Source organism: Bradyrhizobium sp. AZCC 1719 (assembly GCF_036924525.1).
In the GTDB taxonomy this organism is placed as follows: domain Bacteria; phylum Pseudomonadota; class Alphaproteobacteria; order Rhizobiales; family Xanthobacteraceae; genus Bradyrhizobium.
The window spans coordinates 1810476-1835124 of record NZ_JAZHRU010000001.1 but is presented as its reverse complement, the minus strand read 5'-3'; the positions used below and the strand labels follow the sequence as shown (position 1 = coordinate 1835124).

At 63.3% G+C, this 24649-nt stretch carries 24 protein-coding genes and 1 tRNA gene; 10 read left to right on the top strand and 15 right to left on the bottom strand.

Annotated elements, in window-relative coordinates; genetic code table 11:
* Window positions 1-35: 35 nt before the first annotated feature.
* Both V1292_RS08775 and V1292_RS08770 read right to left on the bottom strand, forming a co-directional pair.
* Window positions 36-659, bottom strand: coding sequence for an invasion associated locus B family protein (locus tag V1292_RS08775; RefSeq protein ID WP_334371840.1), 624 nt, complete (start codon window positions 657-659; stop codon window positions 36-38).
* Window positions 660-824: 165 nt separating this feature from the next.
* Window positions 825-1664 carry an SDR family oxidoreductase gene (locus V1292_RS08770; RefSeq protein ID WP_334371838.1) on the bottom strand — a complete coding sequence of 280 codons (840 nt, stop codon included), beginning with the start codon at window positions 1662-1664 and terminating at the stop codon, window positions 825-827.
* A gap of 113 nt (window positions 1665-1777) precedes the next feature.
* Here V1292_RS08770 and V1292_RS08765 point away from each other — a divergent pair, with 113 nt between their 5' ends.
* The 3 genes from V1292_RS08765 (at window position 1778) to V1292_RS08755 (ending at window position 5547) form a co-directional block, all read left to right on the top strand.
* The gene (locus V1292_RS08765; protein ID WP_161850887.1) at window positions 1778-2752 is read left to right on the top strand and encodes an NADPH:quinone oxidoreductase family protein; all 975 of its coding nucleotides are present in this window, start codon (window positions 1778-1780) and stop codon (window positions 2750-2752) included.
* Between the two features lie 174 nt (window positions 2753-2926).
* Complete coding sequence (locus V1292_RS08760; RefSeq protein WP_334371834.1) at window positions 2927-4237, top strand: hypothetical protein; 1311 nt, start codon at window positions 2927-2929, stop codon at window positions 4235-4237.
* Between the two features lie 146 nt (window positions 4238-4383).
* On the top strand, window positions 4384-5547 hold the full coding sequence (locus V1292_RS08755) for a TAXI family TRAP transporter solute-binding subunit (protein ID WP_334371832.1): 1164 nt from the start codon (window positions 4384-4386) through the stop codon (window positions 5545-5547).
* 113 nt (window positions 5548-5660) lie between these two features.
* Here V1292_RS08755 and V1292_RS08750 read toward each other — a convergent pair whose 3' ends face one another.
* Window positions 5661-6047 (bottom strand): YkvA family protein, encoded by a 387-nt coding sequence (locus tag V1292_RS08750; RefSeq protein ID WP_334371830.1) that lies wholly within the window; start codon window positions 6045-6047, stop codon window positions 5661-5663.
* Window positions 6048-6153: 106 nt separating this feature from the next.
* Window positions 6154-6462 (bottom strand): 4a-hydroxytetrahydrobiopterin dehydratase, encoded by a 309-nt coding sequence (locus V1292_RS08745; RefSeq protein ID WP_334376973.1) that lies wholly within the window; start codon window positions 6460-6462, stop codon window positions 6154-6156.
* Window positions 6463-6690: 228 nt separating this feature from the next.
* Between V1292_RS08745 and V1292_RS08740 the strand changes: the two genes are divergently transcribed.
* The 3 genes from V1292_RS08740 to typA all read left to right on the top strand — a co-directional run bounded on the left by V1292_RS08740 (window position 6691) and on the right by typA (window position 11981).
* Window positions 6691-8121, top strand: a complete 1431-nt coding sequence (locus V1292_RS08740; protein WP_334371828.1) for a TAXI family TRAP transporter solute-binding subunit — start codon at window positions 6691-6693, stop codon at window positions 8119-8121.
* Between the two features lie 88 nt (window positions 8122-8209).
* Window positions 8210-9784: an alkaline phosphatase D family protein gene (locus tag V1292_RS08735; RefSeq protein WP_334371827.1), complete on the top strand. Its 1575-nt coding sequence runs from the start codon at window positions 8210-8212 to the stop codon at window positions 9782-9784.
* Window positions 9785-10154: 370 nt separating this feature from the next.
* Window positions 10155-11981 carry a translational GTPase TypA gene (typA, locus tag V1292_RS08730; protein ID WP_334371825.1) on the top strand — a complete coding sequence of 609 codons (1827 nt, stop codon included), beginning with the start codon at window positions 10155-10157 and terminating at the stop codon, window positions 11979-11981.
* A 1-nt stretch (window position 11982) separates the two neighbouring features.
* On the opposite strand, the gene V1292_RS08725 is transcribed toward typA, so the two are convergent.
* The gene (locus V1292_RS08725; protein WP_334371823.1) at window positions 11983-13824 is read right to left on the bottom strand and encodes a hypothetical protein; all 1842 of its coding nucleotides are present in this window, start codon (window positions 13822-13824) and stop codon (window positions 11983-11985) included.
* Window positions 13825-13987: 163 nt separating this feature from the next.
* On the opposite strand from V1292_RS08725, the gene V1292_RS08720 reads away from it, so the two are divergent.
* A complete protein-coding gene (locus V1292_RS08720; RefSeq protein WP_334371821.1) occupies window positions 13988-15247 on the top strand; it encodes a flavin monoamine oxidase family protein in 1260 nt (419 codons plus the stop codon).
* Window positions 15248-15295: 48 nt separating this feature from the next.
* Here the strand turns inward: V1292_RS08720 and V1292_RS08715 are convergent, their stop codons facing one another.
* Genes V1292_RS08715 through V1292_RS08700 form a run of 4 tightly spaced genes read right to left on the bottom strand, consistent with a single transcriptional unit; the run spans window position 15296 to window position 18402 of the window.
* Window positions 15296-15703, bottom strand: a complete 408-nt coding sequence (locus V1292_RS08715) for a thiol-disulfide oxidoreductase DCC family protein (protein WP_334371819.1) — start codon at window positions 15701-15703, stop codon at window positions 15296-15298.
* A gap of 10 nt (window positions 15704-15713) precedes the next feature.
* Window positions 15714-17033, bottom strand: coding sequence for an SDR family oxidoreductase (locus V1292_RS08710; protein WP_334371816.1), 1320 nt, complete (start codon window positions 17031-17033; stop codon window positions 15714-15716).
* Between the two features lie 5 nt (window positions 17034-17038).
* Window positions 17039-17506 (bottom strand): DUF2269 family protein, encoded by a 468-nt coding sequence (locus tag V1292_RS08705; protein ID WP_334371814.1) that lies wholly within the window; start codon window positions 17504-17506, stop codon window positions 17039-17041.
* Window positions 17503-18402, bottom strand: coding sequence for an alpha/beta hydrolase family protein (locus V1292_RS08700; protein WP_334371812.1), 900 nt, complete (start codon window positions 18400-18402; stop codon window positions 17503-17505). Before V1292_RS08700 ends, V1292_RS08705 begins: the two co-directional genes overlap by 4 nt.
* Before the next feature lie 290 nt (window positions 18403-18692).
* Here V1292_RS08700 and V1292_RS08695 point away from each other — a divergent pair, with 290 nt between their 5' ends.
* Both V1292_RS08695 and ppa read left to right on the top strand, forming a co-directional pair.
* Window positions 18693-19202, top strand: coding sequence for a GNAT family N-acetyltransferase (locus V1292_RS08695; RefSeq protein WP_057842744.1), 510 nt, complete (start codon window positions 18693-18695; stop codon window positions 19200-19202).
* 98 nt (window positions 19203-19300) lie between these two features.
* The gene (ppa, locus tag V1292_RS08690; RefSeq protein ID WP_334371810.1) at window positions 19301-19831 is read left to right on the top strand and encodes an inorganic diphosphatase; all 531 of its coding nucleotides are present in this window, start codon (window positions 19301-19303) and stop codon (window positions 19829-19831) included.
* Between the two features lie 85 nt (window positions 19832-19916).
* Here ppa and folD read toward each other — a convergent pair whose 3' ends face one another.
* The 3 genes from folD to V1292_RS08675 all read right to left on the bottom strand — a co-directional run bounded on the left by folD (window position 19917) and on the right by V1292_RS08675 (window position 21525).
* A complete protein-coding gene (gene folD / locus V1292_RS08685; RefSeq protein ID WP_334371809.1) occupies window positions 19917-20801 on the bottom strand; it encodes a bifunctional methylenetetrahydrofolate dehydrogenase/methenyltetrahydrofolate cyclohydrolase FolD in 885 nt (294 codons plus the stop codon).
* Window positions 20802-20886: 85 nt separating this feature from the next.
* Window positions 20887-21204: a DUF167 domain-containing protein gene (locus tag V1292_RS08680; RefSeq protein ID WP_028348404.1), complete on the bottom strand. Its 318-nt coding sequence runs from the start codon at window positions 21202-21204 to the stop codon at window positions 20887-20889.
* Between the two features lie 30 nt (window positions 21205-21234).
* Window positions 21235-21525, bottom strand: coding sequence for a YggT family protein (locus V1292_RS08675; protein ID WP_334371807.1), 291 nt, complete (start codon window positions 21523-21525; stop codon window positions 21235-21237).
* A 184-nt stretch (window positions 21526-21709) separates the two neighbouring features.
* Here V1292_RS08675 and V1292_RS08670 point away from each other — a divergent pair.
* Window positions 21710-21785, top strand: a tRNA-Ala gene (locus tag V1292_RS08670).
* Between the two features lie 117 nt (window positions 21786-21902).
* On the opposite strand, the gene V1292_RS08665 is transcribed toward V1292_RS08670, so the two are convergent.
* The 3 genes from V1292_RS08665 to V1292_RS08655 form a co-directional block, all read right to left on the bottom strand.
* The gene (locus tag V1292_RS08665) at window positions 21903-22715 is read right to left on the bottom strand and encodes an enoyl-CoA hydratase (RefSeq protein ID WP_334371804.1); all 813 of its coding nucleotides are present in this window, start codon (window positions 22713-22715) and stop codon (window positions 21903-21905) included.
* 113 nt (window positions 22716-22828) lie between these two features.
* Entirely contained in the window at window positions 22829-23635 is an 807-nt protein-coding gene (locus V1292_RS08660; protein ID WP_334371802.1) for a glutamine amidotransferase, read from the bottom strand.
* 167 nt (window positions 23636-23802) lie between these two features.
* On the bottom strand, window positions 23803-24582 hold the full coding sequence (locus tag V1292_RS08655; protein WP_334371800.1) for an SDR family NAD(P)-dependent oxidoreductase: 780 nt from the start codon (window positions 24580-24582) through the stop codon (window positions 23803-23805).
* Window positions 24583-24649: the final 67 nt, after the last annotated feature.

Genomic DNA, 24649 nt, shown 5'->3' with positions numbered 1-24649 from the left:
GCCCGCAAACAACGTCAATTTGGGCTAAATGCCGCCTAGCGCTTGCAATCTTGCGCCAGCCGGTCGAGCGCCTGGGACAGCCCCTTGAGCGAGAAGACGTCCGTGGTCTCGGTGCCCTTGGCAGAGACGCCCTTGATGGTGACCTCGGCAGATTTGCGCATGGCGTTGACCATCTGCTCTTCCTCCGCGGCGTTCTTGATCCAGAGCCCATCGCCCTGGGTATACATCGCGTAGGACGCGCCACCGACCTCGAGAGAGGATTCCGAGCCCGGCTTCAGCGCGTAGCCGATCATGATCGAGACCTCGTTGAAGACCTTTTCTGCCGGACGCGTCGAGACGAAGGCGTAGGCGGGATCGCGCGGACGATTCGGCGGATTGGTTTTCGACGACGACGGCTTCGCCAGTGCGAAGCAAACCTTCTTGCCGTTCGGCGCCGCCGTGTAGGCACCCCAGGTGCCGTACTGACCGATCAGGGTTGGCTCCGCGCCGCCGGCCGCCGCGGCGGCTGCCGGTTCCGGCTTCTTCGCCGCCGGTGCAGGTGCCGCCTTGCCTGAGTCCTTGGCGCCCTTCGAAGCAGGGCTCGGTGTTTGCGCGAGGGCTGTCGTCCCGCACAACGCCGCAATCGCAACCAGAAATGCCAGTATTCGCAACACGGACAACTGGTTCCCTCATTATTGTGACTGGAAGATGGCCCGCGGGCGCTTCGCGCCGCCGGGGATGGATAGCCGGGAAATGCTTTTTTGGGAAGGCAGTTACGGTGTTACTCACCGCCGCGGGAACGCTTCGTCCCTGATACCTTCGAATTAAGAGCGCGGGTCTCGACTTCAGTCCCTGGAACGGCGCTCGCGCTGCTTCTGCCACTGCGCATCGGTCCATTGCAGCAGGTCCTCGGCGCCGGAACTGCGCAAATGCGCGCCGCCATCCTGCACCACCATCTCGCCATTGATGTAACCGGCCTGGTCGGAAATCAGAAAGCTCGCAAGATTCGCAAGTTCGCCATGCTTGCCGGCGCGGCCAAGCGGATTGCGTTGCGCCCAGCTTTCATCGCGGCCCTCAGGGCGGAGCTGGCCTGACGCGCCGGGCGTCGGAAACGCGCCGGGCGCGATCGCAACCGTGCGCACGCCCTTCGGTCCCCATTCCACCGCAAGGCTTTTGGTCATCGCGAGCACGGCGGATTTCGCCATCGCCGAAGGCACGGTGAACGCGCGGCCGGTGATCGTCGACGTCGAGAGTATGCTCAGCACCACGCCCTTGTGCTTGCTGTCGATCCAGCGCCTGCCCGCGGCGAGGGTGCAGTACATCGTGCCGTGCAGCGTCGGCGCCAGGATCGCATCCGCCGCGCGGAACGAAAGATGTTCGGTCTGCGCGATGAAGGTCGCGGCAGCATTGTTGACCAGCACGTCGATCGGCGCCTCCCGCCAGATCTGGTCCATCATCACATCGACGGCCGCGCCGTCGCGGATGTCGCATCGGACTGCAGTGACCTTGCCGCCGAATTCACCGCGCATCTGCGCGGCAGTCGCCTCCAGCAATTCGAGCCGTCGGCCGCAGATAACGAGCTCTGCGCCAAGCTCGACGAAGCGGCGTCCCATCGCTGCTCCAAGCCCCGAGCCGCCACCGGTGACCAATATCCGCTTTCCGGCCAACAGGCTGTTTTCAAACATCGTTTGAATCCCCTTCACCCGCGCGAGTCATGCGTCCGAATCGGATTGTAGCCCGGCTTCAAATCCGGCATGAAGCAGTCAGCTCATCGTCGGTCCGAAAATCAGGTGTGTCCATGAAAGCCATTCTCTGCTCGCAATATTGCCAACCGGACGATCTCGTGCTGGCCGACGTGCCCGATCCGGTGGCCGAACCGGGACAGGCCGTGATCGCGATCAAGGCCGCGGCGCTGAATTTCTTCGATATCCTGATGATCCAGGGCAAGTACCAGATCAAGCCGCCGTTCCCGTTTTCGCCAGCCGCCGAAGTTGCCGGCGTGATCGAAAGCGTCGGCGCCGGCGTGACCGACCTGAAGGTCGGTGACCGCGTGGTGGCGTCCTGCGGCCACAACGGCGCGCGCGAAAAGATCGCGCTGCCGGCAAGCTCGATCGTGAAGATCCCCGACAATCTGGATTTTGACCGCGCCGCCGGGATCATCATCATCTACGGCACCGCACTGCACGCCCTGGAAGATCGCGCCAGCCCGAAGCCCGGCGAGACGCTTGCCGTGCTGGGCGCTGCCGGCGGCACCGGCCTTGCAGCCTGCGAGCTCGGCAAGCTGATGGGCCTGAAGGTGATCGCCTGCGCGTCGTCGGACGAGAAGCTGGAATTTGCCAAGGCGCACGGCGCCGAGCTGACGCTGAACTACAGCAAGGAAGATTTGAAAGAGGGCTTGCGTCGGCTCACCGGGGGCAAGGGCGTCGACATCATCTTCGATCCGGTCGGCGGCACTTACGCCGAAGCCGCCCTGCGCTCGATCGCCTGGGAAGGCCGCTTCCTGGTGATCGGCTTCGCGGCGGGCGACATTCCGAAGATGCCGCTCAACCTCGCGCTGCTCAAGGGCTGCGATATCCGCGGCGTGTTCTGGGGCGCCTGGACCAGGGTCAATCCCGAGAAGAACCGCGCCAACCTGGAAAAGCTCGTGAAGTGGACGGCGGAAGGCAAGATTTCCTCGCATGTCGACCGCACCTTTCCGCTGGCACAAACCGCCGAAGCGTTGAAGGTGCTTGCCGGCCGCAAAGCGATGGGCAAGGTGATCCTGCATCCCTGAGGCGCGGGATCATCTGTCGAACTTAGCGTTTTCCAGCGAAAGCCTGCCCCGGACTTGATCCGGGGTGGACACCGGTTCGCGTCAGCGTTGCGCGGGCGCGGACCAGCGGCGCACATTTTTTCGCGCCTGCGGCATGAATTTCATTTCACCGATATAGTTTCTCGGTAACAATGCGTGTTTTCAAACGGCAGGATGCCGCTTGTTTGCCTCAATCATACCAAAATATCTCCTCATTCCCACCCGCCGCCGCCGTTTTTTGAGCCCATTCCGTGTGCGATTTTAACCATCAGTGAAGGGGCTCCTGTACGTCAACAAGAGCAAGAAGTAGGTGCAGGGGAACGCCCGTCGTTGCGTTCAGTAGTGGGGAGCATCATCATGGCGGAGAACGCCAAGCCGATTCAGGCGAGAGATCCGTTCGACAGATTCGACGAAGCCATCAGCGATCCTCGGTTGTACGAGGCCGATCAGCCTCGGTACGAGCAGCTTCGATACGAGCCACCCCGATACGAACAGCCTCAATACGAACAGCCCCGATACGAGCAGCCGCAATACGAGCAGCCGCAATATGCGCAGTCTTTTGCGCCATCGTTTGAGCGGACCGACGTGCTGCCGGAGGAGCTCCCGCCACACGAGCCGGTGCCGCTTTTCCTCTCCAACTACGAGGAGGAGTCACATCAGCAGCTTTCCGAATATACGTTCGGCAGCGGAAGGTTCGGCAGCGGCGGCCTGAAGAAGGCGCGCGCCGGGCGCATCGTAACCGGCGTCGTGATCGTGTCGGCGATAGCGGCCGTTCTCGCGCTGTTTTCGATCGATTCGACCCGGGCCGTCATTTTCAACGCCTCGCTCGGCGGCAGCGGTGGCGGCAGCGCGCCGCCAGCCGCCCAGCTCGCCGCGGCGGTGCCGGAGCCCGCGCCGCAGCCGCAGCAGCGCGTTGCCGCGCCGCCGCTGGCCGCCGAGCCATCCGGTGCTGAGATGGCGGCCGCTCGCCGCTCGCCGCCGACCGCGCTGGCATCCGCATCGCCGACGCGCGACGAAATTGCCGCCGCCTATCAGAGCGCGCTCAAGGGCAAGGTCGCGGTGCCTGAGCCGGTGGCGCTCGAAGCATCACGCGGCGACGTCGTCGCTGCGATTAATCCGGTGGCCCCGGTTGCTGCGGCTGCACCGGCGGTTCGTGAGCCCGCGCGCGAGGCGGCTCCGGCACGTCGCATCGATCCGGACGAACTTGCGGCGTTGCTGAAGCGAGCGAAAGGCCTGCTTGCGATCGGCGATATTACTTCCGCCCGACTGTTGCTTGAGCGCGCGGCGGACGCGCAGGAGGCGGACGCGGCATTGATGCTGGCCGGAACGTATGATCCGCAAGTGCTGGGCAGCCAGGATTTGCGGAGCGTCACGCCCGATCCGGCGGCGGCGCGGCTCTGGTACCAGAAGGCCGCCCAGCTCGGGTCGGCTGATGCGAAGCGGCGGCTCGGCCAGTTCCAGAACTAGAGCATGATCCGGAAAAGTGGGAACCGGTTTTCCGAAAGGATCATGCTCAAATCAAAGACATAGAGCGAGATGACGATTCGAAGAAAAGTCATCTCGATCTATGCAATTACTCAAGAAAATTACTCAAGACCAGCGCAGAGGAACCCATGCGACACTTACTGGGAATGGCGTTGCTTGCCATAACGGTGGCATGCAGCAATACGGCGGCCAAGGCCGCTGAGACGGAATACGATCCGGCCAAAGTCAGCGAAAGCCTGAAGGCCATTTTCCAGTTCGGTTCGGTCGCCACCAAGCAGGCGCTGAACGCCAACACAGTCACGCTGATCTCTGGAACAATCGGCGGCACCTATGTGCAGTTCGGTGCCGACCTCGCTTCCGTGCTCGACGACGGAAACAAGTTGCGCGTACTTCCGATCGTCGGGCGCGGCTCTGTGCAGAGCGTGGCCGACATCCTGTTCCTGCAGGGCGTCGACCTCGGCATCGTGCGCGCCGACACGCTGGACTATCTCGAGAAGAAGGGCTTTGCGAAGGACATCAAGAAGCAATTCACCTATGTGACGAAGCTCTACAATGAAGAGATGTACGTCCTCGCGTCGAAATCGGTGACCAACATCAGCCAGCTCAACGGCAAGAAGGTCAGCGTCGACCTTCCCAATGGCGGCACCTTCGTAACCGCCGCGATCGTGTTCGAACGGCTCGGCATCAAACCGAATTTCCTCTATCTCGAGCAGCGCATCGCGATGGAGAGAATGCGGGCTGGCGAGATCGACGCCGTGATTGCCGTCGGCGGCAAACCGTACAAGTCCGTCGCCGGATTTAAGGACGACCGCTTCCACCTCGTTCCGGTCGACTATTCGCGGCCGCTGCAGGGCGACTATTTGCCGGCCACTCTGACCTCGAAGGACTATCCGAACCTGATCGCCGAGGGCGCGAAGGTCGATACCATTGCCGTGCCTGCGGTGCTCGCGGCCTACAACTGGGCACCCAACACCGACCGCTACCGCAAGCTGGCCCAGTTCGTGGACGCCTTCTTCACGAAGTTTCCGAAATTCCAGAACCCGCCGTTCCACCCGAAGTGGAAGGAGGTCTCGCTGTCGGCACCGCTCCCGGATTGGCAGCGTCTGCCGGTTGCCGAGCAATGGCTCAAGACCCACAACGTCGAGGCGGTGTCGCGCGCCAGGTTCGATGAATTCCTGAAACAGAGCCCGACTACCGCGGCAAGCGTAAAGACCGACGCGGACAAGGAGGCGCTCTTCAAGCAGTTCCAGGCGTGGGAAGCGGAGCGGGGCGCAAGGGCGCAGACTCGCTAGGCGTCTTCCGGTGGAAGCCGGCGTCGGATTTGGTCCGGGGCGGCGGCCGGTTCATCAAGGCTAGAAAATCAAAAGCCCGTTCCGATTCAAGCGGAACGGGCTTTTGCCATCCGCTATTCCGTCGCTTCACCAGCGTCGATCCCGCGCTTCAGCGCAGCGCGGGCGGCATCGCGATGCTCCTGCGTGATGTGACTTGCGACCAAGCGGATGGCGGTGGCGAGCACAGCCGCATCGTCGGTGAATCCGAGCAGCGGCATCACGTCCGGCATGAAATCGAGCGGCAGGATGAAGTAGGCGACGGCGCCGAGCAGCGCCGCCTGCACGTGACGCGGCGTCTCCTTGTCGAATGCACAATAGTATGCCGCGAGCAGATCCTCGGCGAACGGAAGCTGCGCCACCACCCGCTTGAACTTGATCCAGAAGCGCCGGCGCACATTCTCGCGGTCCTGCACCAGCCGGTCGGCCGGCTCAAAACCCGCGGTGTGATCGGACGATGCCATCGCGGCGCTCCCCTCGCATCCGGCGCGGCAGATCGCCGCGGCCAACATGTACGAATGAAGAATTGGGGATGTCCGCCCCACCCCGCAAGATCGCGGCGAGGCGACCTCAGGCGACGCCCAATTGCCCGGCGATGGCGTTCATGGCCCTGGCCAGATCGATGTCGCGCCTGGTGACGCCGCCAGCGTCATGGGTCGCCAGCACCACTTCCACCGTCTTGTAGACGTTCTTCCATTCCGGGTGGTGGTCGTTCTTTTCGGCCACGAGAGCGGCGCGGGACATGAAACCGAACGCCTCGTTGAAGTCCTTGAAAGTGAAGGTGCGGGCAATCGCCTCGCGGCCGGCCGTTTCCGACCAGCCGGTCAGTTCCGCCAGCGCCGATTTTCGCGCTTCTGCCGACAGCCGTTCCGCCATGATCGCCTCCGCGCTTGAATCAGCCCGTCACCTAACATCCAAGCCTAACACCCAAGGCGGCCTCGGGGATCCCCATGCCCAAAATTGGCAAGCAAGGTGCGTCGAATGGCGGCCCCGGACGCCGGTAACCATGACAGAGATGTAACAAAGGTTCCGCGGGAAAATTTGCTAGAATGCTGAGCGAAGCGTGCCGGCTGCGTGAAGATTCCACCCTCAAACCTACGGGGATTGATGACCGACGGCCCCCATTCTGCGGAAACGCCGGCCGCCCCCTCGCCCCGCTCTGCGAAACGACGGCTGACATTCGTGACGCTGGCCGGCGTGCTGGCCGTCGTCGGCGCGCTGGCGGCCGGCTATTACTTTGCGATGCGGCCAGTAACGCTGCGGATCGCGGTTGGCCCTGCCAACAGCGACGATCTCAAGGTGGTTCAGAATCTGGCGCAGGCCTTCAATAATCCCCGAAACAGCCAGGTCCGGCTGCGTCCGGTGCAAACTGACGGTGCGCTCGCGAGCGCCAACCTGCTCGGCGAAGGCAAAGCCGATCTCGCCATCATCCGCGGCGACCTCGAGGTGCCGAAGAACGCGCAGGCCGTGGCAACGCTGCGCAAGAACGTCGCGGTGTTATGGGTGCCGTCGGCCGGCAAGGCCAAGGCTGCCGGGGGCAGGAAGGCCGCGCCCGAAATCAAGAACATTACGCAGCTCGCCGGCCGTCGCATCGGCGTGGTCGGCCGCACCCAGGCCAATGTCAATTTGCTCAAGGTGATCCTGCGCCAATACGGCGTCGATCCCGGCAAGGTCGAGATTGTTCAGTTTCCGGCCAACGAGGCCGCGGAAGCCATTCGCAGCCAGAAGGCGGATGCCTATCTCGCGGCCGGCCCGGTCAACAGCAAAATCACTTCGGACGCGATCGCGGCTTCGACGCGCGACGGCGGCTCGCCGAAATTCCTGGCGATCGATTCGGCGGAGGCGATTGCGCAGAACCACCCCGCCTACGAGGCTTCCGAAATTCCCGCCGGGACCTTTGGCGGCGCGCCGGACAAGCCCGAGGCAGAGGTCAAGACCATCAGTTTCGCGCATCACATCGTGGCGCGCAGAGGCATTTCGGAATCGACCATCGCCGCTTTTACCCGCCAACTGTTCGCCATCCGGCAAATCCTGAAGAACGAATTTCCGCTCACCGCAAAGATCGAAACGCCCGACACCGACAAGGACGCCACGATTCCCGTGCATCCCGGCGCCGCCGCCTTTGTCGACGGCGAGGAAAAGACCTTTCTCGACCGTTACAGCGATTACATCTGGTGGACGTTGATGGCGATGTCGGCGATGGGCTCCGCCGGCGCGTGGTTTGCCGGCTATCTCAAGAAGGACGAGCGCAACGTCAACACATCGCAGCGCGACCGGCTTCTCGACATGCTCAGCGCCGCCCGCCAGTGCGATTCGATGGACGAGCTCGACCAGATGCAGGCGGAAGCGGACGACATTTTGCGCCACACGCTGCTGTGCTACGAACACGGCACGATCGAGGAAGGCACGTTGACCGCTTTCAACATCGCGATCGAGCAATTCCACAACGCGGTCGCCGACCGCAAGGCGCTGTTGCTGAGCATGCCGCAAAACCTGCAACGCGCCAGCGCGCAGTTCCGCGCGGCCGGCAACGCCTGATCTGCCAACACGGTAATCGGGCCGTCATCAATTCTTTCTAGGTCTGACGGTGCTACACTGCACCCGCGCCAGATCCGGAGAGGCCCGCATGAGGTTCAGGATTTCCCGCAACCGCCTTCCTGGAATTTCGCGGCGTCATTTCCTCGCGACCGCCGGAGCAGGCGCCATCGGCGTCATTGCGACGCCTTATCTCAGCCGCGCCGCGGACCGGCCCGTGGTCACCTCCGGCGTGCAGTCGGGCGATGTCGGCGCTGACGGCGGCGTGGTATGGGCGCGCGCCGACCGGCCCTCGCAAATGCTGGTCGAGGTCGCCACGAATGAATCCTTTGCCAACGCACGGGCTTTGCCGCCGATCGCGGCGCTGCCCGAAAGCGACTTCACCGCGAAAATGCTGCTGGAGAACCTGCCTGCCGGGCAGGAGATCTTCTATCGCGTCCGGTTTCGCGACCTCGCCCATACCGGCATCGAAAGCGAGCCGGTGGTCGGGCGGTTTCGCACCGCACCTGGCGACCGCCGCGACGTCAGTTTCGTTTGGGGCGGCGACGTTGCCGGACAGGGCTGGGGTATCAACCCGGATGACGGCGGCATGCTCACCTTCTCCACCATGCGCAAGCATCGCCCGGATTTCCTGCTGCACTCGGGCGACACCATCTATGCCGACGGCCCGATCAAGAGCGAGGTGACGCTTGCCGACGGCAAGGTCTGGAAGAACGTGACGACGCCCGAGAAAGCAAAGGTCGCCGAAACGACCGACGAATTCCGCGCCGCGCACAAGTACAATTTCATGGATGAGCATCTGCGCGCGTTCAATGCCGAGGTACCGATCTTCGTGCAGTGGGACGACCACGAGGTCGTCAACAACTGGTCGTCGTCCAAGGAACTGCCTGCCGCCTACAAGGAGCGCAACCTCGCCCTGCTCGCGGCCCGCTCAGCGCGCGCCTTCCACGAGATGTATCCGATTCGCGCGAGCATCACGGAGCCGGGACGGGTCTACCGCACGCTGCGTTATGGCCCGCATCTCGACGTGTTCATGCTGGACGAGCGCAGCTATCGCGGACCGAATGGCGCGAACCAGGAGACCGCCTACGGGGCGGAAAGTTTTTTTCTCGGGCCGGCGCAGCTCGCGTGGCTGAAACGGGAACTGTTGAACTCACGCGCCACCTGGAAGGTGATCGCATCCGACATGCCGCTCAGCATCATCGTCTATGACGATGCGCGCAACAGAAAAGGCTCGGAAGCCGTTGCGCAAAGCGACGGCCCACCGCGCGGCCGCGAGCTGGAGATCGCCGATCTCCTGCGTTTCATCAAGACGTCGGGCGTGGTCAACATCGTGTGGCTGACGGCGGATGTGCACTACGCGGCCGCGCATTACTACAATCCCGACAGAGCGCAGTTTCAAGAATTCGACCCGTTCTGGGAGTTTGTCGCCGGGCCGCTGCATGCCGGCACCTTCGGCCCGAACGACCTCGACAACACGTTCGGACCCGAGGTGAAGTTCATCAAGGCGCCGGGGGCTGGCAAACAGAATTTGCCGCCGTCCGCTGGAATGCAGTTTTTCGGCCACGTCAGGATCGACGGCGGCAGCGGACAGATGACGGTGACCTTGCGCGACCGCGCCGATGTTGCGCTGTGGTCGACGACGCTCGATCCGAAGCCGGTCTAGAGCATGACGAAGCACGTCTCGACCATGTGCGATCGCTATGGAACCGGTCCTGCCGCTGAAATGGGGCGGTCAAAGCTCATTTTGACGAGGTTTGCGCAGTTTATCCCGCCCCTGAAACGGGCAATTGAACCCGGCGCCATGCCCAAATCGGCTAACCAAATGCCAAACGAACCATTGTTTTTTGGCGTTTTCTGAATATATTGCGCCGCAACGCGTAAGGTGTGCCCGGTCCTTTTGGCCGGGCTTCCTTTTTGGGGCCAGGTTTGAGCCATGGCCCCGTTCGCATCCCAGGTTTGAGCGCGATCCGGAAAAGTGGGTCCCGGTTTTCCGGTGAGATCGCGCCTCCACATGCACGACCAGAAGAAGAGCCATGAACCTTCGTAACGTCGCCATCATCGCCCACGTCGACCACGGCAAGACCACCCTCGTCGACCGTCTGCTGCAGCAATCCGGTACCTATCGCGAGAACCAGAAGGTCACCGAGCGCGCGATGGACTCCAACGACCTGGAGCGCGAGCGCGGCATCACCATTCTGGCTAAGGCCGCCTCGGTGCAGTGGAAGGACACCCGTATCAACATCGTCGACACCCCCGGCCACGCCGATTTCGGCGGCGAGGTCGAGCGCATCCTGAACATGGTGGACGGCGCGCTGGTGCTGGTCGACGCCGCCGAAGGCCCGCTGCCGCAAACCAAGTTCGTGGTCTCCAAGGCGCTCAAGGTCGGGCTGAAGCCGATCGTCGTGATCAACAAGGTCGATCGTCCCGATGCGCGCCCGACCGAAGTCATCAACGAGGTGTTCGACCTGTTCGCGGCGCTCGACGCCAGCGAGGAGCAGCTCGATTTCCCGATTCTTTACGGGTCGGCCAAGCAGGGCTGGATGGCCGACAGCCCGGACGGCTCGCAGGAAGCCGGCATGCAGCCGCTGTTCGATCTGATCGTGCGCCATGTCGCGCCGCCGAGCGTCGAGCAGGGCCCGTTCCGGATGATCGGCACCATTCTGGAAGCCAATCCCTATCTCGGCCGCATCATCACCGGCCGCATCACCTCGGGCGCCATCAAGCCGAACCAGCAGGTGAAGGTGCTGGGCGCTGACGGCAAGACGATCGAACAAGGGCGTATCACAAAGATCCTCGCCTTCCGTGGCATCGAGCGCACCCCGCTGGATGAAGCCGAAGCCGGCGACATCGTCGCGATTGCGGGCCTGACCAAAGGCACCGTCGCCGACACCTTCTGCGATCCTTCCGTCGAGACGCCGCTGGTGGCGCAGCCGATCGATCCGCCGACGGTGTCGATGTCGTTCATCGTCAATAACTCGCCGCTCGCCGGCACCGAAGGCGACAAGGTGACTTCGCGCATGATCCGCGACCGCCTGCTGCGCGAGGCCGAAGGCAACGTCGCGCTGCGCGTGGTCGAGGCCGCCGACAAGGATTCCATGGAAGTATCGGGCCGCGGCGAATTGCAGCTCGCGATCCTGATCGAGACCATGCGCCGCGAAGGCTTTGAGCTTTCGGTGTCGCGTCCGCGCGTCGTGCTGCAGAAGGACGAAGCCACCGGCCAGTGGCAGGAGCCGATCGAGGAAGTCGTGATCGACGTCGACGAGGAGCACTCCGGCGTCGTCGTGCAGAAGATGAGCGAGCGCAAGGCCGAGATGATCGAGATGCGCCCTTCCGGCGGCAACCGCCTGCGGCTGGTGTTCTACGCGCCGACCCGCGGCCTGATCGGCTATCAGGGCGAACTGCTCACCGATACCCGCGGCACCGCGATCATGAACCGCCTGTTCCACGGCTATGCGCCCTACAAGGGCGACATCCAGGGCCGCCGCAACGGCGTGCTGATCTCCAACGACCAGGGCGAAGCGGTGGCTTACGCGATGTTCAAGCTGGAAGATCGCGGCCCGATGATGATCGAGCCCGGCTGGAAGGTCTACAAGGGCATGATCGTCGGCGAGCACACCCGCGACAACGACCTCGAGATCAATGTGCTCAAGGGCAAGCAGCTCACCAACATCCGCACCACGTCGAAGGACGAGGCGGTGCGCCTGACGCCCCCGATCAGGATGACGCTGGAAAAGGCGCTGGCCTATATCGAGGACGACGAGCTGGTCGAAGTGACGCCGAAGTCGATCCGCCTGCGCAAGAAGTTCCTCGACGCCAACGACCGCAAGCGCGCGGAAAAGGCCAAGGAAGCGGTGGCGTAAACTATCCTGCTGCGTTGGATGCCAGGGCGCTGTCGACCACGGCGACGGCCTTGCCATTATCCGCAAGGTCGATGGCCTCCTGAAGCGCGATGACATGCGGGGCCTGAAACGTTTCAGGCTCGCGGCAAACGTCCCAATAGGCGGTATGGGTGAAGAAGTCCGCGGCGCCATCCCCGCGCGTCGCGACCGGGTAGTCGACGATGTGCGACCCGAAGATCGGCGCGAGCTTGCCGCCGATCGCGTCGCCCCAGAAGATCTGCACCATCGGAAAAAAGATGTTGGTCCATCGGGTCAGGCCGAACAGTGCGCCATGATGGACCTGTTTCTGCCCTGTCTTCGGGTTGCGAAAAGTAAGCAGGCCGTCATTGTCGAGACGTTTCGGCGGGCAAGTCGGGAATTCGCGCTCGGCAACGCGACGGCAGAAATCGGATTCGAGAAGACGGCGGGTATTGCCGATGCACATCAGGAAGGTCGCATGGCTCAGTGCGCTTCCTAGTGTTACGAAATCGGTCACTAGCCATGTCTTTGTCTTTTTATCTTGACCGGCCTTTTCCGCTGCCGCCGCGATGCTCGCGACGGCACGTCGCGCTTTCTCCCGCAGGGTCTTCTTGTCGGCGGCGGATGCCGTGCCGCTTGGCTGCCAGGAGGCGGTGTCGATCTCGTCAAAATCGGTTCCGAAGGTCGTGACTGGAGGCAGATCTCGGCAAATCCGGCTGAAATAGGCGCGCAGCATGTCATATGCGACGACGGTTCCGAGGCTGTGGGCCACGACGATGATGCGGTCGTAATAGCCACTCTGGTGCAGGTTATGAAGCGCGTTGACCGCCTCCATTCGGATCGCGCGGCGCACTGCGACATTGGCCGGCGAGGCACGGAAATAGCGCGCCGCGTCGCCGAGATATGGCTGCAGGAACGCCGCGTTGACGATGAGATAGATGCCCAGGATGGCAAAGGCCACCGGCGCGCTCCAGGGTGAGTTCAAGCCCCAGGGCCAAGCCGTAACCAAAGTCTCCACAAAGGGCGTGTCCGAATGCCAGAGTCGGTCGACGCCGACGAACATGCCGGCCACGATCAGCGATATTAGAAGCGCACGCCAGAACGCCCGCAAGCCGGGTTCTCCGGTTAGGAGATAGGTGGCGATCAAGCCGATCAGCGTTGGGAGCGCTACGATGGTGGCGAGCTCGGCCGCATCCGGTAATTTCTCCGTCGGCTCCCAAAGCGGATTGAACTCAACGCCAAAGTAGACCGCGCTGACAATCACGCCGATCACGCAAAACGCGGCAAGCTTTCTGATGAGACGGAAAGCCTGCCATTTCAGCGCGATAAAGAAGCCGAATACCAGCGAGCTGAAGATCAGCAGGAACGGAGCGACCAGCAGATTCTGGACGACAGAGACTTGCGCAAAAATGACCGCGCCTTTTAGCGCCAGCAGGGCGAGAGAAAGATTCATGAAAGACAGGAATATGGACGCGACCCACCAGAGCCCGTTGATCCCCTCCTTCATGATCGGGCCCTTTCGGCAAAGCTCGTACAGCCAGAGCAAAACTGCGACCGGCTTGGTTTCGCTCATCAGGTGGGCCCAATAAAGTTCGTGGAAATCGACCGCGCGCTTGTCCCTTGATTCGGGCACCTCGTTGGTTGTCATCACCGTCAGGTCGATATCCGCGCCGTCCCGTTGGGGATGGCTCCACAGCCTTCGGCCCGCGTCATAGGGATTTTCACTGTTCAACCAGACGCCCTTGATGACGCCACGTACGGTTTCCAGCGCCCGCTGGCTCCCAATGCCATGGACGACGAGCACCGCCGTTCGCTTGTGAGCCTTGTCGAATTCGGCATCGGTCATGGGGAAAATTCCTGCCTAAAAATATAAAAAGGGAATGGTTCATTCAACACAACTTCAGGCAGAGTGACAAGCAGCTTTGCGCCGGCCGCGCAAATCGGCAACTGGCTTCAAGGCGGCGTTACGGCCTATTCAGCCCTCGCGGCGAACGTGCTAGAGCCTGCGCATGACGTCTCTCCCCTCCTCAGTCGATGTCGCCATCATCGGCGCCGGCGCTGCCGGGCTCGGCGCGGCGAATGCGCTGAAAAATTCCGGCCTCTCCATCATCGTGCTGGAAGCGCGTGACCGGGTCGGCGGCCGCGCGCACACCATCATGGCCTCGCCTGACGTCACCTTCGACGTCGGCTGCGGCTGGCTGCATTCGGCGGATGAGAACTCCTTCGTCAAAATCGCCGAACAGCTCGGTTTCGAGATCAACAGGTCACTGCCGCCCTGGCGCGAGCGCGCTCACGGCAAGGCGTTTCCGCAGGCCGAGCGCGACGACTTCATGCACGCGCTCAATGCGTTCTACGACCGCGCCGAAGTAGCAGCGGCGGAAGCCGAGAAGAGTGGCCGCGACTGCGCCGCAAGCCTTTATCTTGAGCCCGGCAATCGTTGGAACCCGATGATCGATGCGATCTCGACTTACGTCAACGGCTGCGAGCTCGACCAGGTCTCGATCCTCGACATGGACGCCTATGAAGACACCGACATCAACTGGCGCGTCCGCCGCGGCTATGGCGCGCTGATAGCGGCCTATGGCGCCACGTGTCCGCTTGCGCTCAATTGCGCCGTAACGCTGATCGATCATTCCACCAAGCGCGTCCGCATCGAGACGTCGCGCGGCACGCTGACGGCCGACAAGGTGATCATCACGGTGCCGACCAGCCTGATCGCCGACGAGGCGATCCGCTTTCACCCGCCATTGCCGCAAAAGGTCGATGCCGCGCGCGGCCTGCCGCTTGGCCTCGCCGACAAGGTGACGCTGGCAGTGGATGAGCCGGAGGCGTTGCCCGTCGAGGGCAATCTGCGCGCCGCCACCATGCGCACCGAAATGGGCACCTATCACATCCGCCCCTTCGGCCAACCCTGCATCGAGGGCTTTTTCGGCGGCCGCTTTGCGCAATCGCTGGAGGACGCCGGCCCCGGTGCGCTGGCCGCAGCAAGCATCGACGAGATCGTCTCGATCCTCGGCAACGATTTTCGCCGCAAGCTGAAGCCGCTCGCGGAGTCACGCTGGGCGCATGATCCTTTCGCCCGCGGCTCCTATTCACACGCGCTGCCGGGGCATGCGGGAGATCGCGAGGTCCTCGCCGCGCCCGTCGATGGCCGGCTGTTCTTCGCCGGAGAAGCAACCTCGCCGGAGTTCTTCTCGACCGCGCATGGCGCAAGGGATTCGGGTGAGCGGGCGGCAGAGGAAGTTTTGGCTGCGACGACGAAGCGCTGACGTCTACGCTGTCATTGCGCGGAGCCAACTGGTCGCAATGACGGCGACCTACTCCATCACCCTCGCCCGCATCTCCGCGTCCGGCACGAAGCACTCGTCATACTTCCCGAATATTCGATAGCGGTTTTTCGCCACGAGGCTGTAGACCGCGTCGCGCAGCGGCTTCGGCACCGTAAACAGCGCGCGCGTCCATCGCCAGCCCGGCAGCATGCCGACCACTGTCAGCGCGGCGTCCGACTTGAGATAGGCGACACCTCCATGCACTACCGCGTTGGTGTCGGGATCGTTTGGATCGATGCCAAACGTCTGCGCCAGTCGTGTACCGTACCCCGACTGGATCGCCGTAAAGCGAAACCTCCGCTCGACGTCGCGTTTCGCGACGAAGCGGACCCAGCGCGAGCAGAAGACGCAGACGCCGTCATAGAGGATCACGTCATCATCGGGCCATTGGGTCACGGATTTGGGCTCATCGGTTATCCAGCGTCAGCAGCGCCACCAGCATCAGCACGACCGCGGGTCCCGTCTTCACCAGCGCGCCGAGCGGCTCGATCCAGAGGTCCGGCGTCAGGATTGCGGCGCCGATCATATAGCCGAGCGAGGCAATGATACCCGCGACAAGGCCAAATGCCGAGGTGCGGCGGAACGCGATCAGCACGCCGATGGTCATGTCCATCAGGCTGGTACCTACCGTGATGGGGGCGACGAGCGCCGGCGGAAAACCGTGGCTGCGCAGGATTCCGGCCGCCGCGTCATAGGAAATCACCAGCGCAATGAAGCCGGAGACGATCCAGAACAGCACGAGGCTTGCGATCATCAGGGCCTTGATCGGAAACAGCCGGGCAAACCATTTGTCCTGGATGGTCGCTACGCGTTTTCCCGCCATTTGCCCGATTGTCTTCGGTATGATGCCGGTGGCGGCCATCCAGCCCGCGGGGCTGCCGCTGACGCCGCGCCGCAGCTCCGCAATCGCGGTGGTTCGCATCGGCGGCGTCCAGCCGAGCAAGCTCGTGAGGTCGCCGAGCCTGGCGCCGAGATCGAGCAGGAACGCCGGCATCACAATGCGCCACCATTTGCCGGTGCCGAACACCTCGCGAAATTGATCGATCACGTCGCCGAGCGTGACCGGCTGCTCCTGCATCAGGTCCCACGTCACCGCGTTCGCCTCGCCCGGATCGCGCGCGGCAAGCCAGGCGATCGTCGCCGCGATATCCTCCATGGCGACCGGCTGGAACGGCGTCAGCCGTTCGGCGGGCGAAAGATCGATCGGAAGTGCTGCGACCGAGCGCAGCATGGCGCTGCCGCCATAGGCGGCCAATGCCACCACGAAACCCGGCCGCAGGATCGTGTACGGGACGCCGGAATCGGCGATCAGCCGTTCGGCCTCGCGCTTGGTGGTGCTGAAGGCGGTGGCGTCGGTCTCGGCGACACCGGGGATCGAGATATGCACCAGCCGGATCGCGAGGCGGCTTTCGCGGATCGCCTGCAACAGCCGCGCGACGAATTCGCGATGCACGGCGGCGGTGTCGCTGCCGGGGCCGTCCTGCAGCACGCCGACGCAATTGACGACGACACCGATGCCTTGATCGCGCAGCAGTCGCGCAAGTGCTGCCGCATCCATCGACATAAGCGGCAGTTCGAGATCGAGCGCGCCGTTCTTCTGCGAGGCGGATAATCTTCGGGCGACGCCGACCACACGAAATCCCCTCCCGCGCAGATCGTCGGTCACGAAGCGGCCGATCAGGCCGGAGGCGCCGAGCACGAGGATTTTTCGGATGTCGGCGTTCATGCTGCCTAGAACGGTTTGGCGATCATCAGCCAGAGAATAGCCATGACTGACCCAAACCCGGGAATCCCAAACAGAAACCAGCGGTGGAAAAGTGCGAAATAGCGCGACGGCAACTCCCGGTTTTGCTCCGCCGCCTTGCGCGCGAGATCGCGCATTTCAATCTGCATGAGGACGACCGGCACCCAGAACAGCCCCGCCACCGCATAGAGCCCGAGCGAGATCATCAGCCAACGCTCGCTCCACGCGGTGGAGGACAGCCACATCAGCGCGCCACCGCTCACCGGCTGCAGCAGCACCGCCGTCAGCGTGAACAGCATGTCGGCGATCACGACGGTCTCTGCCGTGCGCGCGATGAACGCCACGTCCCGGCTGCGATGGGCCATCAGCATAAAGAACGCGATGCCGGCGCCGGTGCCGAGAATGACGACCGCGCCGAGGACATGGAGATATTTGACGAGGAAATACAGCGTCATCGCTTGGCCGCCGGGGTGCGAGACCGCGCCCTCAAGGCACGATCGAGTTCAGGTCCGGCGAGGGTTACACCGCCGCCAGTTTCCACCAGCCAGTGGCCTTCACTGCCCAGGGCCGGCAGCACGCGAAAATCGGCCTTGCCGCCGGCGGCGCGAAACGCATCGGCCAGTTGACGCGAGAACGCGGGCGAAAAGTAGCTGTCATTGGCAGCCACCAGCCACGTCACTCTCACGCGTGCGGCCTTGCCGAATTCGCCCGCGGCAGCCATCAGTGTGTGCGGCGCGCAGACCCGGCTGGAAGAATCATCGGCATGCCCGCCGCGCCCCGGCGCGAACGCGATGATGGCAGCAACGTTCTTCGGATCTTCGCCGGCCAGCGCCAGTGCACCCCAGGCACCGGCGGAATGGCCGATCACGACCATGCCCTCGGCGCGGATGAACGGCTGCTTGCGTATGAAGCCGGCGGCAGCGGCGATCGCATCCGCCACGACGCGGCCAGACCTGGCGTAATCAGCCTCGTCGCAACCGCCCTGATCCTCCAGGTATTTTCCGCCCGTCGCGCCGTGGCCCGGGCGCTCAGGGACAAGCACGGCAAAACCACGGGCCACGAGCCATCCGGCGAGCGCGCGGTATTCGGGCTGCGGCATCTGCGCCCGTCGCAACACGTTCTGGGTGGAGGCGTGCGCAATCACGGTAAGTGGAAACGGCCCCTTGCCCGGCGGCCGAAACAGCACCGCATGCGCGGCGGTGGCAGGATCGGGAGCAGGCACCAGCCATTGTTGCAGCCGGTGAGGCTCGCCTTCCGGGCCTTGCGCGCCATGGCTGGGCTGCGCGGCGGCCGCCTTCACACCGATCGCGGCGACGAGGACCAGCGCAGGAAGCATGTTTAGGGGACGCATGAACTGGCCTGGTGCAGCCGAGGGAAGGGCGTATTGCGAAGTCACCAACAGAATACCGCCGGCGAATCAAATCCCGCGCATTTTTCCGTGAACGGATTTCACCGGGCCGTTTGGTTGGATGATTCTAACAACGATTCCGCCGCCATTGCCGTGGCCAAACACCTGATGAGACAGCCCCCTTGTCCTCTTTCGGTACAGACCAACATAAAACTGATGCAGAAAATCCACAGGTTAACCGATAATTAACGATGGACCTTGAAGCCGGCCCGCCGACTTGCTTTGATCAGGATATGAGCACAACCCTGATCGAGGTTCGACCGGCCAAGGCTGCAGACGCAGCCGCGGTGGCGTCTACCCATGATGAAGCCTGGCGCTCCGCCTATCAGGGCATCATTCCCGGCGCCGAGCTCGAAAAACTTATTAACCGTCGCGGCCCGCAATGGTGGGACAGCGCAATCCGCAAAGGCAGCCGCGTCAGCGTGCTGGTGTTCGGCGACAAGGTCGCGGGCTACGCCAATTACGGCCGCAACCGCGCCCGCAGCCTGCATTTCGAAGGCGAGATCTACGAGCTTTATCTGCGGCCGGAATTCCAGGGCCTCGGCTTCGGCCGCCGCCTGTTCACCGCCGCCCGGCGCGATCTGATGCAGAGCGGGCTGAAGAGCATGGTGATCTGGGCGCTGTCCGACAACGATCCGGCGACAGAATTCTACCGCGCGCTCGGCGGTCGCATGGTGGCCCGCTCCTCGGAGAAGTTCGGGGCCAAATCGCTCGATAAAGTCGCTTTTGCCTGGACCAACTGAAGCTATTTCAGGCTTTTCCCTGCTCGGCTGCGGGTCTAAAGGGACCCTGACGCACGCCTGATTCCTGGCGCGCCCCTTAACGCCAAGCGGAGCCACTTATGCGCATTGACGCCATCCCGATCGGAGTAAATCCGCCACACGACGTCAACGTCATCATCGAGGTGCCCGTTGGCGGCGAGCCGATCAAATATGAGATGGACAAGGAAGCCGGCACGCTGGTGGTCGATCGCTTCCTCTATACGGCGATGCGCTATCCCGGCAATTACGGCTTCATCCCGCATACACTGTCCGGTGACGGCGATCCCTGCGACGTGCTGATTGCCAATACCCGCGCCATCGTGCCGGGCGCCGTGATGAGCGTGCGGCCGGTCGGCGTCTTGCTGATGGAAGACGAGGCCGGCGGCGACGAGAAGATCATCGCCGTGCCATCCTCAAAGCTGACCCAGCGCTACGACAAAGTCCGGAACTACAACGACCTGCCCGACATCACGCTGCAGCAGATCCAGCACTTCTTCGAGCACTACAAGGATCTCGAGAAGGGCAAATGGGTGAAGGTGCTGCGCTGGTGCGGCGCCGAGGACGCTCACCGCCTCATCCTGGAAGGCATCGAGCGCGCCAGGAAGAAGTAGCTTCTTTCAGCGCGTCGTGGCCGCTGACGAGGTAGTGTCATTCCGGGGCGATGCGTCAGCATCGAACCCGGAACGACGGTAACTCCTACACCGCTGGCTTCGGCAGGCCGTGAATCGCACAGGCCGCACGTAGCGTATTCACCAACAGGCACGCCACCGTCATCTGGCCGACGCCGCCCGGCACCGGCGTAATCGCACCGGCGACCTCGGCGACTTCCTTGAAGGCGACATCGCCGACCAGCCGCGTCTTGCCGTCGGCCGAAGGCAGGCGGTTGATGCCGACGTCGATCACGGTGGCGCCTGGCTTGACCCAGGCGGCGCGCACCATCTCGGGCTTGCCGACCGCGGCATAGATTAGATCGGCGCGCGCGCAGAGTTGCGGCAGGTCCTTTGAGCGGGAATGCGCGATCGTCACCGTCGCATTTTCGTTCAGCAGCAATTGCACCAGCGGGCGGCCAACCAGGTTGGAGCGGCCGATGACGATCGCGTTCATGCCTTCCAGCGAGGCATGCACGCTCTTGGTCAGGATGATGCAGCCGAGTGGCGTACACGGCGACAGCGCGGCAAAGCCGCCGGCCAGCCGGCCGGCATTGTTGGGATGCAGCCCGTCGACATCCTTGGCGGGGTCGATCGCGTTGATAATGGTTTCGGCGTGAAGCGATTTCGGCAGCGGCAATTGCACGAGAATGCCGTGCACGGCGGGATCGTGGTTGAGCTTTGCGATCAGCGCCAGGAGATCGGCCTGCGCGACGTCGGCGGGCAGTTTGTGCTCGAACGAGGCCATGCCGGCGGCCTGGGTCTGGGTGTGCTTGCTGCGGACATAGACCTCGCTGGCGGGGTCGTTGCCGACCAGAACCACCGCAAGGCCCGGCGTGACCTGATGCTCGCCTTTGACCCGCGCGACCTCTTCCGCGACACGGGCGCGAAGCTCCGCCGCAATGACCTTTCCGTCGATAATGCGTGCCGTCATCTCAATCCTTCGTCTTCGCTTTGACGCATGATCCTTTCGGAAAGCCGGTTCCCACTTTGCGCTTCCGCGGCCCTCCGGGTCCGGATCATGCTTTGGCGGCGGCTACCTTTCGCAGCGTTTCGCCAAGAATCTTGGGATCGCCATCAACGGCGACCTGCTTGATGCGCGAGGTCATGCCCGACAGGATTTTCACCCGCGCCTTCGGGACGCCGAGCACCTTCGCCAGCAGTTCCGTGACCGCACGGTTCGCCTCGCCGCCGTCGGCGATGGCGCGGACGCGAACCTTCACCACCGAGCGGCCGTTGGCGAGCGTCTCAATGCCATCGATATCGTCGCGGCCGCCCCGCGGTGTCACCCGCAGCGCGACACTGATGCCGTCGGTGGAGTAGCGCCAGGGATCCATCGGGCATCCGTCAGCTATCAGTGCTCGCGGTCAGATGACGTTGGGATAGATGTAGTAGAGAATTACCCGCTGGAAGAGCATGATGATCAGGATCAGGATGATCGGCGAGATGTCGAGCCCACCCAGGTTAGGCATGAACCTGCGAATCGGCGCCAGCGCCGGCTCGGTGATCCGGTACAGGAATTCCGCCACCGCCGCGACGAACCCGTTGCGCGTGTTCACGACATTGAAGGCGATCAGCCAGGACAGGATGGCCGCGGCGATCAAAAGCCAGACGTATAGGTCAAGGACAATGATGACGATGTCGAGGATAGCGCGCATGGGAGGGGGAGCTCGCGAGGAGGGATAGACAGCTAGATATCGGTTCATCCCCCCGCAAACAAGGGAAGTTCCCGGCAAAATCACGCCAAAATCGGTACTTTCACCGTTCTTGACTTGGCCTTGGGCCGGACTGTAAATGGCGCCGATTGTCGGCTGCTTCGGGTCATATCGAGGCGGTCGCGACGGGGCCATAGCTCAGCTGGGAGAGCGCGTCGTTCGCAATGACGAGGTCGGCGGTTCGATCCCGCCTGGCTCCACCACGCTTCGCCCTTCGGGCTACGCGTGGCGCAGCCACGTGATGCCCGAAGGGTGAAGCGTGGTGCCCGGCGAAGCCCAACGGGCGAAGACGGGCTGGATCCGCAAGTAGTCAGCTCCCCTCACTTCCCCGTAAACTGCGGCGGACGCTTCTCGACAAAACTCGCTACCCCCTCCCGGAAATCGCTCCCCTTCAGCGCGATCTGCATTTCGCGGTTGGCGTCGATGGTGGCTTCCGCCAGCGTCTGGAACGGCACGTCATAGAGCTGGCGCTTGATGACCGAAATCGCGCTGGGCGAGACGAAATCGGCGAGATCGCGCGCGTAGGCATACGTCTGCTCGCGCAACTGCTCCGGCGGATAGATCCGGTTGACCAGCCCGATCCGCAGCGCTTCCTCGCTTGAGACTCGCCGCGCCGACATCAGCAAATCCAGCGCATTGGCGTGGCCGACGATGCGCGGCAGCATCCAGCTAATGCCGTGCTCGGCTATCAGCCCGCGGCGCGCAAACGAGGTGGTGAAGACGGTGTTGTCGGCCGCAAAACGCAGGTCGCAATAAAGCGCGTGGACCAGGCCGATGCCGGCGGTGGCGCCGTTGAGCATGCCGATCACGGGTTTTGGGATCGCCGGATAATAGGCGTAGCGCGTCTGCCAGTCCGCCCGGCGGTTCATGTCGAAGGGCGGGACGTTCTCGCCGCGCCTGATCTCGCTGGGGTCGATGGCCTGCAACGCCTCCATGTCCGCACCTGCGCAGAAGGCGCGGCCGGCGCCGGTGAGCACGATGACGCGGACATCGTCGTCGGTGCTGGCCGCCTCCATCGCGTGGCGCACGTCGCGCTCCATGGTCGCAGTCCACGCGTTCATGCGGTCGGGGCGGTTGAGCGTGATGGTCGCGACCTTGTCGCTCACCTCGTAGAGAATATGCTGATAGGTCACCGCGGGTCTCCCTGTCGTTCTTGTCATTGCCGTGCGGGCTCAGGAGCGCGACACTATCACATCAGCGGTCTTTGAAAGACGTGCGGTGGCGCGGATGAAATTCCGCGTGGCGGCTATTCGGCCGCTTCCAGCAGAGCCGCGTGCGGCGCGCGCACGATCCAGCCTGCAATGAAATTCTTCAGCCACGCCCGTTCGACGACGTCGTGCACGGCGCGGCCTTCGAAGTGAAGGTGACGCGGCTGCGCGCCCGGCGAATCCATCCGCACGCATCCGCGCGTGGTCCAGCGATGCATCATGGCGTAGGTGACGTCGGGATGAAACTGGAAGCCGAACGCGTGGCCGTGCCGAAACGCCTGCACCGGAAAGTCATCGCCTTCCGCCAGCAGTTCGGCGCCGTCAGGCAGTTGAAATCCTTCGCCGTGCCAATGGTAGACGCGCTCCGGCCAGTCCGAACAGAGCGCGTGACCGGCAGCGGTTGGGCGGATCGGATAGTAACCGACCTCGACCCTGCCTTCATGATGCGGCGCGACTGGCGCGCCCAATTGCTTGGCGAGCATCTGCGCGCCCAGGCAGATGCCGAGAAACGGCCGCCGCTCGCGCAAGGGAATTTCGATCCAGTCGATCTCGCGGCGGACATAGTCGTCGGAGTCGTTGGCGCTCATCGGGCCGCCGAAGATGACGGCGCCGGCATGCTGGGCCAGCGTTTCCGGCAACGGGTCGCCGAACCGCGGTCGCCTGATATCGAGGGGATAGCCGAGCGCGCGCAGCGCGTTGCCAACCCGGCCGGGTGTCGAGCTTTCCTGGTGGAGCACGATCAGAACTGGTGACAGGGATGCGGCGTCAGGCGCAAGCGCAGGCAGCGCCCCTCTGCCCGGAAAGGGCACAATGTTGTCGCCATTTTTGCTCGACCGGAACGACATCGACGTTGCTCACGTGTCTCGAATCGAAACCATACCTAAGTGAGTATTAATTTCGCGTGAGTTCACACACACATCCAAAAATGTAAGCAAACCGCGGGCCAGATGCGGTCAGCTCCCCCGGCCCGCGGTGCGAACGGGCAAGAACACCGGAAAAACCCGGGGATTCTTCAGCGCTGGCGGAGCTGGAAGCGACCGATCGCCCCGAGGATAAAGGAGCGCGGAAACAGCCGGAGCATGAACGGCACAAACTTGATGCCGAGGCCGGGCAACACTGCCCGTTTGTTCGCCATCAATCCGCTGTAGGCCTGCTGCGCGACATCGGCCGACGACATATTGAGGATCGACGAATCATAGCCGGGTCTAAATCCCGCGCGTGCCTGAAATTCCGAGGGCACGGGCCCCGGACACAACACCGTCACGCGCACGCCATGTGGCGCCAGTTCTGCGCGCATGGCTTCGGTGAACGACAGCACATAGGCCTTGGACGCGTAATAAACCGCCATTCCCGGCCCCGGCAGAAAGCCCGCGATCGAGCCGACGTTGAGAAGGCCGCCGCGATTGCGGATCAGGTGATCGGAAAACCGCAGTGACAGGTCCGTCAGCGCGCGGATGTTGACGGCGATTATCTCGAGCTGGTTGGACCGATCGCGCTGGATTGCTCTGCCAAACACGCCAAATCCGGCGTTGTTGACGAGGTATTCAACTTCCACGCCGGAGGCGGTCAAGGCCTCGGCAATCCTGTCGCCGCAGTCGGGTTGCGCAAGGTCGCAGGGGATGACGATCGGCGCCGTGCCGCCGGCCGCCTTGATTTCCGTCGCCAACGCTTCCAGGCGATCAGCGCGCCGCGCCACCAGCGCCACGCGATGACCCTTCGATGCAAAAACGCGCGCCAGCTCGGTGCCTATGCCCGCCGATGCACCAGTAATCAGCGTCACACGCTCGGTCACGGTTGAATGCTCTTAAAAATCAAATCAGGGTTATGCCGCCAGCACGGGAACGAGAGCATAGGCGCGC